Annotated in this window: 9 protein-coding genes; 6 read left to right on the forward strand and 3 right to left on the reverse strand. The window is 66.3% G+C overall.

Annotation, left to right across the window (positions count from 1 at the left end; genetic code table 11):
• Positions 1–191: 191 nt before the first annotated feature.
• The 5 genes from KY501_RS16445 to KY501_RS16465 all read left to right on the forward strand — a co-directional run bounded on the left by KY501_RS16445 (position 192) and on the right by KY501_RS16465 (position 7,346).
• Complete coding sequence (locus KY501_RS16445) at positions 192–1,106, forward strand: DUF2381 family protein (RefSeq protein WP_224364058.1); 915 nt, start codon at positions 192–194, stop codon at positions 1,104–1,106.
• Positions 1,107–1,128: 22 nt separating this feature from the next.
• On the forward strand, positions 1,129–2,934 hold the full coding sequence (locus KY501_RS16450; RefSeq protein ID WP_224364060.1) for a serine/threonine protein kinase: 1,806 nt from the start codon (positions 1,129–1,131) through the stop codon (positions 2,932–2,934).
• A 140-nt stretch (positions 2,935–3,074) separates the two neighbouring features.
• Positions 3,075–4,274 (forward strand): serine/threonine-protein kinase, encoded by a 1,200-nt coding sequence (locus KY501_RS16455; RefSeq protein ID WP_224364062.1) that lies wholly within the window; start codon positions 3,075–3,077, stop codon positions 4,272–4,274.
• A 338-nt stretch (positions 4,275–4,612) separates the two neighbouring features.
• Complete coding sequence (locus KY501_RS16460) at positions 4,613–6,010, forward strand: hypothetical protein (RefSeq protein ID WP_224364064.1); 1,398 nt, start codon at positions 4,613–4,615, stop codon at positions 6,008–6,010.
• Positions 6,000–7,346: a hypothetical protein gene (locus KY501_RS16465; protein ID WP_224364066.1), complete on the forward strand. Its 1,347-nt coding sequence runs from the start codon at positions 6,000–6,002 to the stop codon at positions 7,344–7,346. The genes KY501_RS16460 and KY501_RS16465 overlap by 11 nt, the downstream gene beginning before the upstream one ends.
• Before the next feature lie 127 nt (positions 7,347–7,473).
• Here KY501_RS16465 and KY501_RS16470 read toward each other — a convergent pair whose 3' ends face one another.
• From KY501_RS16470 to KY501_RS16480, 3 genes are read right to left on the reverse strand one after another with little or no spacing between them, the layout of a single operon-like run.
• Positions 7,474–8,679: a substrate-binding domain-containing protein gene (locus KY501_RS16470; RefSeq protein WP_224364067.1), complete on the reverse strand. Its 1,206-nt coding sequence runs from the start codon at positions 8,677–8,679 to the stop codon at positions 7,474–7,476.
• Positions 8,676–9,479: a hypothetical protein gene (locus KY501_RS16475; RefSeq protein WP_224364068.1), complete on the reverse strand. Its 804-nt coding sequence runs from the start codon at positions 9,477–9,479 to the stop codon at positions 8,676–8,678. The genes KY501_RS16470 and KY501_RS16475 overlap by 4 nt, the downstream gene beginning before the upstream one ends.
• Before the next feature lie 54 nt (positions 9,480–9,533).
• Entirely contained in the window at positions 9,534–11,234 is a 1,701-nt protein-coding gene (locus KY501_RS16480; protein WP_224364069.1) for a VWA domain-containing protein, read from the reverse strand.
• 243 nt (positions 11,235–11,477) lie between these two features.
• Here KY501_RS16480 and KY501_RS16485 point away from each other — a divergent pair, with 243 nt between their 5' ends.
• Positions 11,478–12,263 (forward strand): hypothetical protein, encoded by a 786-nt coding sequence (locus tag KY501_RS16485; protein ID WP_224364070.1) that lies wholly within the window; start codon positions 11,478–11,480, stop codon positions 12,261–12,263.
• The last annotated feature ends 4 nt before the right edge of the window (positions 12,264–12,267 follow it).

Below are 12,267 nucleotides of genomic sequence, written 5' to 3' on the forward strand. Positions count from 1 at the left end.
ACCGGACTGGCCGCGACGAGTTTGACTCGGCAGAATGTCCACGGCCCCACATAAACGCAAGTCACGGCCGTCCTGTCAGTCTCCGGGCCGGAAGAGCATGCGCGGCCCTGCACGTTGAAATCCTCTGACTTCGGCACGTCCGCGCTCAGGTGTCTGCTACTGTGGGGACCTACCTGATAGGTTCCCTGGGCGTGATCCGACCTCTCTGCTCACATCTCGCATTCTCCGCCCTGCTGGTGGGACTCGCCGCCACGGCCCAGACCGCCACGTCGGTGCCCTCGTCTCCCCGCTCCGTGGAGTTCACGGGCAAGGTGGGTGAGTCGCCGTTGCTCTACCTGGCTCCCGGCACCCTCACGCTCATCACCCTGGACGCGCCGATCGTGCGGGAGTCCGTCGAATTGGAGGACCGCCCCCGCTTCGCGGTGGTGGAAGTGGGAACTCGAACCATCACGCTCTCGCCCGCGGCACCGCTCGGCCCAGGCGAACAGCTCACGCTGCGCGTCACCTACCGCGAAGGCTCTCCGAGAAGCGTCGTGTTCCGCCTGACCGGGCAGCCGGGCACCGTCGATGACGTGGTGAACGTCAGCCGCCCGCAGCAGACCGTGGAGGCGTGCCGCGTGGAGCTGTCCGCCACGCTCGAGCGATACGAGACACAGCGCAGGGAACTGGAGGAGCTGAAGGCACATCCCCCAGCGGTGAGCCCGGCTGCTGTGGCGCTCGCGGGGTGGGTGGACGCTCAGGGCCTGCTTGCAATGGTCTTCCAGAATGAGTGCCACGAGATTCACGGGGAACTCCGCCCCGTGAAGTGCAAGGGGCTCGGGGCGTCTACGTGGAGCGTGGTCGTCCTCGAAGTGCTCAATGCCGGACCGGAGCCCTGGGAGCCCGCCTGGGCAGAAGTGACACCCGTGGCTGGAGGGGACACTCGCCGCGCTCGCACTGTGCTCTCTGGGCACGCCCTCATCTCCTCGGGAGAGTCGGTGCCAGTGGCCATTGAGATCGAGATGCCCACGCGAGAGCTCAAACAATGGCTCACCGCGCCGCACACGCTGCGGGTGTGCAACGCCGAAGGCACCCGCTGCCTGTCCCTTTCCCTGGTGAACTTGTAGCAACAGCCGCGAGGTGCTCGGAATGATGGCGGAACTGGATCCCTTGAAGCTCGAGCCCGGCCAGATGGTGGATGGCTGGCGCATCGTGCGGCTCATCGGAAAAGGGGGGTATGCTGTCGTCTACGAGGTAGAGAAAAACGGCCAGCGCTTCGCCCTCAAGATCGCTTGTCAGGCAGAGCAGAGCGGCGATCTGAAGCAGACGGACGCACGCGCTCGACGAGAGGTGGCCTGCCTGCAGCAGCTCAACCACCGCCACATCATCCGCCTGTGGGCACAGGGGCGCTGGCCGGATCCGCGCTCAGGCTTCCTCTACATCGTTCTGGACCTGGTGGAAGGCTACACGCTGGCGCGCTGGGTCGAGCAGACCCACCCCACGCCCCATCAGATCGTCGTCCTGTTTCGCAAGCTCTTCGATGCCTTGATGCACATGCACGGGCACAACGTCCTCCACCGCGACTTGAGCACGCGAAACATCATGGTCAGCCTGCAAGGTGAGCCGGTGATCATCGACTTTGGCGTGGCCGACTACGCCACGGCGGAGGAGTTGACGAATGGACCCATCCCTCCAGGAACACCGCGCAACCGCAGCCCACAGGCCGTGCGCTTCTGGAAGGAGAACCGCCTCAACCCCAAGGCCCGATATGCGTTCCAGGCAATCGATGACCTCTTCGCGCTCGGGGCCGACCTCTACGACGTGTTGACGGATCCCACGCCGACACATCCCAAGGTGAGGCCCCCTCTCGGTCACGAGGCGTTCGAACCGCCCAGCCCGCACAAGGCCACCGGCGGACGAGTTCCCCTGGAGCTGAGCGCCTACGCGATGAAGCTGCTCCGTCACAAACCCGAGGAGCGCTATGCGACCGCCCAGGAGGCGATGGGCCCGCTGGAGGAGTTCGCGCGGTTCGGCGGCCCGGAGTGGCGTGAGACTCGCGTTCACCCGGTAGCCGCTCAACTTCCGCCAGAAGCCGCCGAAGCAGCGGCGTTGCCGGGAGAGGCCGCGCTCGCCCCCTCTGCCGTGAGAGCAGCCGAGGGCCCCCGACCTCGCCGTGCGCTACCAAGTCCAATGGTCACCGTACCTCTGGCGCTCGGAGTCCTTGCCATCGCCGTCGCCGCATTCGTGCTGCTCAGGCCGGTCCCCCACGCAGCGTCCTCTCTGGCCGAAAAGCCGACAAGCCCCCCCACTCGGTTAGCCTCGCCACTCCCTACCCAGCAGGAGGCGAGCCCTTCCGTGAACCAGCCCGGCAACACCCCGACGCTCACCAGCGGCGTCCCCAATCCGCCGCAGCCCCAGAAGACACAGGAGCGGCGAGTGCTCTCAAGGACCGAGAAGTGTGCGCTCCTCGTGGCCACGCTCGCATGGTTTGAAGCGGGCTGCGCGGGGGTGCAAACGCAGCCAGCGCCTGGGGATTGTTCCGAGGAAGCCATGCGGGTGATGAGGCAAGAACTCGGGTGGGTCCTGAACAGTCCCGATGGCCCCTTCATCCTGCTCGACGTAACCAAGGGGGATGCTGAAGAAGCGCGCGAGAACCCGTTGACCGTCTGGAAGGACGGGCCCGTGACGGGGGCGTTGATCGAGCCCTTGGGGAAGGCTCCCGCGGGGATGCGGCTGGATGGGCACCTGTGGACAACGGGCGATTTCATCTACGGCCGCTATATCCGGGCCCACCTCCGCGATGGCCGGACCGTGCCGATCTGCGTCGAACTGACGGATGGGGGCCGGCGTCCGGGCATCGACAAGAAAGCGGGCTCCAAGCCAGGCCATGCTGTAGGCAGGAAGGTCGCCCAATCGATGGCAGTCGACGAACGTTGGCTGGACCCGCGCCGGTAGAGCGACGAGTTCCGCTGACTCTGTAGTTCAGTCTCGCGCCGCTTCCAACCTCCAGGGTCGTTCTCATTGTTCCCACGTGCCGGGTAGTATGTCGCTCTCAAGTGCGGCGCCCTTCGTGCGCTGCGAGGAGCCGGTTCCGCATGGCGACATCTCGGCAATCCTGGAGCGTCCCAGGAGTGATTCTCTTCTCTCACGGTGAGCTCTCGTATGAGGTGGATCTGACGCGCCCGCTGGTCGAGGAGTTAGCGCAATCGAGGCTCGGGGAGAGAACCGTCCCGGCCTGGGAGCGCACCCACGCCAAGCGCCTGCGAGAAGTCATCGTCCGCAGCTTGCCGCCCACCGCAGATGAGCCCGAAGCATTGGCCAGGATGCGAGCACGGCTCAGTGAGGAGGCACGCCTGGCCACGTACCTGCAGCACCCGAACATCGCCCGCGTCTTCGGGAGGTATGAAGTCCAGGGGGTTCTCTACGTGGTGTCGGAGCGCGTCGAGGGCACCTCGCTCAACACGGTGCTCAGCTATTCGCAGATGCGTGAAGTGCTCCTGTCCCCCGCGTTCTGCCTCTACGTGGGGGCCGAGATTGCCAGCGCCCTGCATCACGCCCACACACGCCAGGACGAGCACGGAGCTCCGCTGGGCATTGTCCACCGGGACGTGAACCCTGCTCGCATCCTCCTGGGCTCCGAGGGCGGGGTGGTGCTGACGGACTTCGCCCGAGCGCGCTCCCTGCTGCCGGGCCGGGAGCCCACGACGTTCCCGCGTCCTCAAGGTGACGTCTTCTATTGCTCACCCGAGGCGCTGCTGGGCGAAGAGCTGGATGCGCGCTCGGATCTGTTCTCGCTCGGGCTGATGTTGCTGGAGCTGGCCACCTGGCGCCACCTGTACAACATGGCCCATGTGCGGCCGGACGATCTGGAAGAGGCGCTCACGCCCGCGGTGAAGGAGCAGGTCCTGGAAGCCGCCGTGACGGCCATGGAGGCAGAGCTTCCGGACCACGCGGAGGACTGCATCCTGCGAGCGGCCACGTTCACTGCGCAGGACGTGGAGGAACTCACCCAGCCGCTTCCTCCTCCCCTGCGCTCCATCCTCCGGGGCTTGCTCCAGCGGGAGCCGGAGGACCGCTACCCGTCGGCGGCTGTGCTGGAAATGGATCTGCGAGAGGGCCTTGCTGCGCTGGGCAGCCCCTATGGGGCCTCCGAGGCAAGCGAGGAAATGTTTCACGCGCTCACAGGGGCGAGCATGAATCAGCGCGTGGCTGTGCCAACGAGCGAGGGCCTGCTGCCCCCTCACATGGTGACTGAAGAGGACATCATCACGAAGCCTGGAGAAACCGGTCCCTAAACTAACTCATCGGCGATGAGAGCTCTCGTAGTGAGCACATCGGAGAAGCATTTACCAGCGTCGTCACACTCGTCTTCCTTAGTACAAATGTTACCGTCATTACAGGCTGCGCCCGCCGGCTTGGGCCTGTAATCACATTGTTGGTGCAGGTTCCTGCCCACTCATGGCATTGCGAGGGAGGGCTGTTGCACGTCAGCCTAATGCTCCGACTGTCCGGTCCGTGAGTGTCGAGCCACGCGCCAGGGGTCGGTGCGGCAGATCTCCAGTCCCTCGTCCATCCCAGGTTCCTGCCTGTAAGGTCCTTTCGCCCACCCAGGGGCAATGACAGGCTCCACTCCATGCCACGCCTGTGCTCTTGGGTAATCCTGGCCCTGCTGGCCTCCATCCAGTTGGGCGGATCCTGCTCTGAACCCGACGCTGTTCCCCTCGAGGAACTCCAGAAGGACGTTGGTCCCCCCTTCGACTATGCCCTGTACTGCGACGAGAACGGGACCCTGGTGGGAAACCGCTCCGCCGTGTTCCTCGTCTACCGCGTTGCACACCTTGAGCGCGTCTACGCCGACTCCCGGGCCGGCAACTCGCGCGCCCAGGCGCTCTTCGCGCAGTTGGAGAACACCCTCCGCACCACCGGACAGGAGTTGGCCCGCAAATCCCTGGGCATTGCCTGCGGCTCCATGCCCGCCTGCGTGGTGCAGTGGCACAAACTGGACGAGTTCATGCCCTCGCGTGGCGAAGGGGGCATGCGCCTGCGCCAGGTGATGGCCTCCAGCTTCTCTCAAGAGGCCAGGCTCCAGCATGTGAGAAACACCACCATTGCCGCAGTGCTCGATGTGCTGTTGGTGGGCACCGTTTTGAGGCGAGGCGCGGCCAGTGCCACGGGAGCTGAAGGGGCAACGGCCGACGCCAAGGCTGCGGCAGCGGAAGCCGCCACCCCGGTAGAGGCTGGAAGGCTGGCGCTGGCAGGCCTGGAGGCTCGTATCGCCGCAGAGGAACTCCCCGCGCTGGAGGCCCGCCTCGCCGAAGCCGAGTCCCTGGAGACGGGCGCTCGTCACCCTCAGAGCCTCAAGGAGCTCGCACGTCACCGTCCTGCTTCCTCGCAGCCTCCACCGGGCGTTGAGGCCGATCATCCGCGCTGGACCAGCTACGTGGCCTACTGGCACCGCCGCTACGAGGAGCTGGCCGGTACACGCCCCCTGCCACCCAGGGTGTCCGAAGCCAAGCCCCCTCTCACCTGGGATAGCTACTCGGGACTTCTCAACACGTTCCAGCGCTCCCTGGAGTTCCAGCGCGCCGTCACCCGTTGGCTCCAGCAGGCGGAAGGCTCGCGGCAGTGGCTGCCGGGGATGAAACAACCCCTGATCACCGACAATACGGGGCTCCAGCTCGAGGGCCGTGCCTCCCCTGTTTACGTCGATCAGCTCGCCGTGGACCAGGCCACCCTCGGCCCGGGCCTCCGACCTTCTGTCCACTCCTTCAGCAACAAGCAACGCAACTTCGGGGGCCTGAGCGAGGATGAGGCGCTCAGGCAACTGGAGTTGGACGCCCGCGAGGCACGGGCCAAGTATGGTGGGGAAGTCGAGGTGCGCAGGCCTGGACACCCCCTTTTCGAACAAAAGGTCCGCGTCTCCCGGACGCATCTCGTCTATGACGCGAAGACTCTTGATCCCGAAATCAAGGCTGCCCTCTTGGAAGCCGCCCCCCTCCAGGGTGTCCAACTTCACCTCTATGTCCCCTGACGAGTGGAACAAGTCCGGAAGCTTTCATCTCCAGCTCTTCTCCCACATCCGCCCGCTGGACCAAGGCTTCGAGGCACTGGAGCCCCTGCTCGAGGTGATCGAGTCGCTCAGCGATGAGCTGCGCCCGGATCGGATCCACCACACCCAGCGCGTACTGAAGTACTCACGACAGAAGCTGCATCAACGCCTTCACGAGTCACACACCGACACCAACACTGTCATCCGGTTGGTGCGCTCCCAGCCTCCTGCAGTGGGGGTCCGACTCTATGGCTGGGAGCATGACAACCAGCCCATCTCCTCCGTGGAGATCTCGATCAGCCCCTTCGCGTTCCTCCGCGAGCCAGGTCAGTCGGAGCGACGCGCAGGACAACTTGTCGCCTTTGTACGAGCCATCGCCTCCCGTCTGCCTCTCACCTTCGGCCTGGGCCACAGCTTCACCGATCTCTGCCTGGGCACTGATCCCCGCAAGGAGGACATGAGCACCCCCCGGCCCATCTACGAGACGTTCTGGCTCAACGTATACGGCTCGGCCATGGTGCAAGCCATCGGCCGCCAACGCCTGCTGTCCACTCCCTCCGTCCTCATGGAGGAGTTGCCCCACGGCGCCGTCCTCTGGCTCACACGCCCCACTCCCGCGGACTTCGACTCCGAGGAGGCCCGCCTCGCCCAAGCTCGCGCCCTCGTCCACCTGCGCCCTGAACTCCTACTGGACTCCACCCTGGCCACCCTGCGTCAGCGCTCGCTCGAGTTCGTCCCCATCCTCATGGAGTTCGACCCGGACGTCGCCGACATCCTCCGCAAGGAGGCGGACTTCCAAGGCGTGCTCGGCGGCAAACGCTCGCTCGTCGAGCGCTTCAACCACTACCACCCTCCTGCCGTCTCGGAGTGGTTGCCAGCCTCTCAGGCTCCCGCGCCGGATGTGGACAACGTCCAGGCCTCCATCGACACCTACGAGGACCTCTACGCGGAGCAGCTTGTTGCCCTGTTCCACACCGACGTGCCTCAGGTCATGGAAGGCACCCTGGAGGCCCTACCTCACCTCGACTGGCACTTGTGGCACGCGGGCTGGGGCAAGAGCCTGTCCCACGAGCAGCGAGAGACCCTCGTCCCTGCCCTGGGGGCCTTCCTCGGTCGCTATCTGGTGGATGTCCTCGGCGGACGCTGGGTGCCGCGCAAGAAGCTCGAAGAGGCCGCTGTCATCATCGGTGACAGAGCCTGGCTGCCCTTCCTTCGGGCCCGCCATGCCCTCCAGAGCCAGGAAGCGCCTCTGGACTACTCCTGCTCTCAGCTCTTCCGCACCGCTCAGCGCCTGGCTCGCGCTCACTCGCTCCTCTGAAAAGACTTAACCCCGATGGCTGGTAACAGCCACCGCAGTCATGCCGAGATCCTTGATCAGGGATGACAAGACCTCGCGAACCAGCGCGGACCTGGGCCGGACTGGTCGTGGAGGCATATGACTCCACTCAGCGGTTGGCAGCCACCACGCGCGACCACATCGTCAGCAGGTTGCGGACCACCGGGCCTTCCGGCACTTCCGCCACCGGCGGCACATCCACCTGAATCCCGTGCTCCGCCAGCCGCGTGAACGGGTTGGACGCATCCGCCGTCTTGATGGGCACCGTCGGATCCGCAGGCCGGAAACCAAACGCCAGCGCCTTCTCCTGCACCGGACGGCTCCGCAGATACGCCAGCCACTGCCGCGCCGCCTCCTTCTGCTGCGGCGTCACCCACGACGCCTGAAGCACCGCCGCCGGGTGGTCGCTCCACAGCGTCAACGGCGGGTAATACACCTTCAGATTCCCCCACCGCCCCTGCGCATTCGCGATCTGCGAGATCGCCAGGTTCTCGTACACCACCGAGATGTCGTACTTGGACGGCCCGAACCGGACCATGTCCGTCATGAACGTCCCCGTCGACGTCTCGAACTTCGTCACGCCCTTCTCCAACTGCTTGATCCAATCCTGATACTTCGGATCCAGCAGGTCCCCCACCGTCAACCCCGACCGCTTGTTGTAGTACTCGAACGTCGCCAGCAGCATCGCCTGCAGGCCCGAGTTCGAACGCGTCGGGTCCGTGTGCCCCAGCTTCACGAAGCCCCAGTCCGCCTTGCCCCCAATCGCCGGCCAGCCCTGGTCGCTCGCCACCGCCTTGTGGATCGTCTTCCAGGACACCGCCTTCCCCTCGCCCGCCTTCAACAGCACGTTCGCCCGGTCCTCCCACACCACGAACACCAGCGGAGTAATGACCAGCGGCTGCGGCGCATCATCCCCGTCCTTCGCGAACAACGGCCCGCGAGAGGGCTCCGTCGCCCAGTCCGACTCCAGCATCCGCAACACCGCCGAGTCCGCCGGGCTCCACACCGTCGGCTTCTCCCGCCCATCCAGGATGCTCTGCGCCGCGTCCAGCGACCCACGCCCCACCAGGTTCACCTTGATGGACGGGTTCTCCGTCTGGAAGCTCGCCGCCGCGGACTCCACCCAGTCCTTCTTCTCCGTGCTGTAGAGGAAGGTGATCTCCGTCACATCCTTGGGCGTGGCCGGCTTGCTCGGAGCCGTGCTCCCCTGCCCGCCGCTCCCCGCGTCTCCACCGTCATTGCGCTGCCGGGACAGGTAGAACACCCCGCCCACCGCCGCGAGGAAGCCAATGATGATCAACACCCTGGGGTTCATGTGACACGCACCTCATGAAAGGACTTCAGGGTCTCCTCGAAGGCGCCAATCTCGCCGTTCATCCGGCCGAGCTCCTCGTTGAGGTCCCCGTACATGCTCTCCGTCGCCTGCGCATCCAGCGCGCGCAGGCGCACCACCTTGGCCGGCAAGCTCTCCATCGTCGCCGCGATGCGAGACAGGTTCGCCAACACCCGCTCCCTCGCCGCGTCGATGTCCACCAGCGCCGCGAGCTGCTCCTCGCGCGCCGTCCGGGCATTCTCGAACTGCGTCCGCGCCTCCGCGTCCCGGGCCGCTCGGGCCTGCTCATCCGCGAACCGGATCTGCTCCCGCACCGCGCCCAGGTCCACCGTGCGCATGTACCGCGCCAGATCCTCGCCTCGCGCCACCAGCCGAGCCGCCCGCTCCTCCAGCTCCGTGAGTGACAGCAGCGCCAACCCCATGTGGTTGCGCACGCCCGGAGGAGCCCCCTCCAGCGCCCGCTGCAGCTCCTGGTGGGCATCCCGGATGGCTCGCACCGCGTCCCGCATCCGGGGATCCTGCAACTTGTTCGGGTCCGGCAGCTTCATCTGGCCCTCGGTCTTGCCCGAGAGCGTCTCGCGCCAGAACTTCGGAGTGGCCACGTCCCACGCCACCAGGGCCGCGTACGCCGCCCCTCCCAGCGCGAGAATGGGCCAGGACTGCAGCGCCGCGGCCCCCAGCGCCGCCGAGCCCGCGACGATCAGGTTGACAGTGCCCAGGGCGGACCGCCCCAACACCTTGGGGAGCTGCTTCACCAGCGGTGTCATGCCCCGCTCGGCCATCGAGCCCTCTCCTGTCGTCCCATCGCTGCCGTCGCCCCCATCATCCCTTCCGCCTCAGAAGAACGAGGCCATGTCCCGGTACACCTGGACGATATCCTGGACGTCGCCCTTCGCACTCGAGCCCTTGCCCGCCTCGGCGATCTGCTCCAGCACGCTGCCCTCCGCCCCCTTGCCGTAGGCAATGGTGAAGATGCGCACGGGCGCCCGGTCATCCTCGCCGACCAGGCCCGCCTTGAGGTCCTTCAAGGTGATCGTGCTGCTCTCATCCTTGCCGTCCGTCATCACCACCACCGCGTGGATCTTCCCCGGCTCCGTCTGGGCCCGCGCCCGAGCCACCTTGTAGGCCTGCTGCGTGGCGCCGTACAGCGCCGTGCCTCCCTGCGCGATCGTCCCATCCAACCGGTTCAGCAGGTCCGGGCGTCCTTCCTTGATCGAGATCGGCCCCACCGGCGGGTACACGTTGTTGTCGAAGAACATCAGCGTCACCTCGTCCCGATCGGTGAGCGACTCGATGAACTTCCGGGCGCCCACCTTGGCCTCGGCCAGCGGGCGGCCCTGCATGCTCCCGGACTTGTCGAACACGAAGATGATGTCCGTGGCCTTCTTCGTCTCCCGCCACACGTCCAGCAGCTTCTCCAGCGCCACCGCGTCCGGAACCTCCAGCAGCGTCTGCGGCTGCTTGGGATCCGCCCCGTGCGCCGCATCCACCGGCGAGCCGATCGGAATGGCCGGATCCCCCGGCCGGAACCCCAGCGCCAGCGCCCGCTCCTGCGCCGGCTTCGCCTTCAGGAAGTCCAGGAACGCCGCAGCCGCGTCCTTCTCATCCGCTCCTACCCACTCCGCGTCCAGCACCGCGTACGGATGGTCCGACCAGAACGTCCCCTCCACCGGGTAGATGGACACCAGCGGGAAGGGCGCATCCGTCTGCTTGCCGTAGGACTCGATGACGAGGTTCTCGTAGAGCACCGCCGCGGAGATGTAGCCCGGGCCGCGCTGCAACATCTTGTCCGAGAAGAACCCCGTGGACTTGCCGTAGTGCACCACCGTGCCCTCGATGTCCTTCAGCATCTTCCGCGTCTTCTCGGATGTCACATCCGCCGCGCTCAACGCGCGCGTCTTGCCCGCCCCGGCATAGGCCTCGGCCAGCACCGCCAGCAGGCCGGAGTTGGAATATTCCGGGTGGGTGTGCCCCAGCTTGAAGCTGCCCCACTCCGGATGTCCGTAGGTGCCCCAACCTTCCTTGCTCGCCGCCACCTTCAGCAGGTCCGCCCAGCCCACCGGCTTGTCCGGCCACCCCAGCGCCTGCGCCATGGGCTTCCACAGGGCGATGACGATGGGGGACAGCAGCACCGGCTCCCCCGGGCTGGCCAGCGGCTGGGTGCGGCTGGTGGCCGTCGTCCACGCGCTGTTGAGCAGGGGGATGTACGCGCTCGAGGCCGGGCTGAACACGTGCGCCTTGAGCCGCCCGGAGACGATCTCCTGCACCGCCTCGCCCGAGCCCATCGCCTTGCCTTCGATGCGGATGGAGCGGCCGGACTTCGTCTTCGCCCCGCTCTGCTCGAAGGCGCGCGCCTGCTCCTCCAACCACGTCTTCTTCTCGCTGCCGTAGGCCACCGTGAGAACCACCGGCTTGCTCGCGGCGCCCGGCTTGCCCTCCTGCGCCCTCACCGCGCCTGCCCCTGAAGGAGAAGCCTCTTCCTTGCACGCCGCCAGGAGCACCAAGGCCAGCAACCCGACGACATGAGACGTCCGCATCGCTATATTCCTCCCCTTGCGGCTTCGGGTGTCGACAGTGTTACGACGCATCCCGCAGCTCAAGAGGTCGACCCATAACTCACCTGCTTCTTGCGTCCCTGTCACAGCACTGTCACGAAGCAGGCCTTTGGGGGTACGAAGACGGCTCGACAACTGGGATGGGTTCCCATAGGACCGACACCCCCGCACATCGAGAAGCATCGGATTCAACTGCCCCCTCAACCATTCGGAGATCCAGTCGCTATGAGAGCACCTCGCATCCTCCTGTTGGGCCTGTGCGCCGCACTGGCTGCCTGCGCGGCCAAGAAGCCGCCTCCCCCTCAGCGCCTCACCCTGGGTGAGAGCCAGGTGGAGTACCGCGACTACGGCCTGGTGAAGGGCTCGCTGTGCGGTTCGGATCCGCGCCGGCTCGGGCCGGAGCTGCAGAAGATCAACGAGCTGCTGGAGCAGTTCGTCGCGAAGTCCGAGGACGCGACCAAGCCGGACGCGACGGCCGAGCAGGTGGAGGTGCTGCGCGAGGGCTCCAAGGCCTTGGGGCCCGTGGTGCAGGCGCACACCAAGAACCTGGCGGGGCTGAACGCGTGCGGCTTCAAGACCAAGCCGCCCTTCCCGGACATCACCAAGAAGGGGAACGAGGTGCTGACGGCGGCCAAGGCCCGGCTGGACGAGGCCCCCACCGTGCTGGCGGACGCGGACCGGCGCCTGGCGGAGAAGAAGTGGCGCGAGGACTCCAACGCGCGCGAGGTCGCCGCCAAGCAGACGTTCTGCACGGCGAAGACGCAGGTGGGCAGCGGGGACCTGTATTTCGCCCGCGAGGAGCCGCACGGCAAGACGCATTGGATGTTCTGCGACGGCATCGTGGTGGAGCAGGCCTCGGGTGCCGAGCCGGCGGTCATCATCCCCGACACCATCAGCAAGAAGGATCGCAAGCGCATCCAGGAGAAGCGCTACCTGGACGCGGCGAAGGGCCTGCCCGCCGAGGAGATCGACAAGGTCGGCGCCGAGAAGAAGACCGAGGCGAAGGAGTAATCGC

The organism is Hyalangium versicolor (assembly GCF_020103695.1).
Classification (GTDB): Bacteria; Myxococcota; Myxococcia; order Myxococcales; family Myxococcaceae; genus Hyalangium; species Hyalangium versicolor.

Excerpts from the sequence above, each read along its gene's own strand:
- KY501_RS16470 (WP_224364067.1), bottom strand. The coding sequence starts at position 8,679 with ATGAACCCCAGGGTGTTGATCATCATTGGCTTCCTCGCGGCGGTGGGC.
- KY501_RS16450 (WP_224364060.1), top strand. The coding sequence starts at position 1,129 with ATGATGGCGGAACTGGATCCCTTGAAGCTCGAGCCCGGCCAGATGGTG.
- KY501_RS16480 (WP_224364069.1), bottom strand. The coding sequence starts at position 11,234 with ATGCGGACGTCTCATGTCGTCGGGTTGCTGGCCTTGGTGCTCCTGGCG.
- KY501_RS16475 (WP_224364068.1), bottom strand. The coding sequence starts at position 9,479 with ATGGCCGAGCGGGGCATGACACCGCTGGTGAAGCAGCTCCCCAAGGTG.
- KY501_RS16460 (WP_224364064.1), top strand. The coding sequence starts at position 4,613 with ATGCCACGCCTGTGCTCTTGGGTAATCCTGGCCCTGCTGGCCTCCATC.
- KY501_RS16455 (WP_224364062.1), top strand. The coding sequence starts at position 3,075 with ATGGCGACATCTCGGCAATCCTGGAGCGTCCCAGGAGTGATTCTCTTC.
- KY501_RS16485 (WP_224364070.1), top strand. The coding sequence starts at position 11,478 with ATGAGAGCACCTCGCATCCTCCTGTTGGGCCTGTGCGCCGCACTGGCT.
- KY501_RS16465 (WP_224364066.1), top strand. The coding sequence starts at position 6,000 with ATGTCCCCTGACGAGTGGAACAAGTCCGGAAGCTTTCATCTCCAGCTC.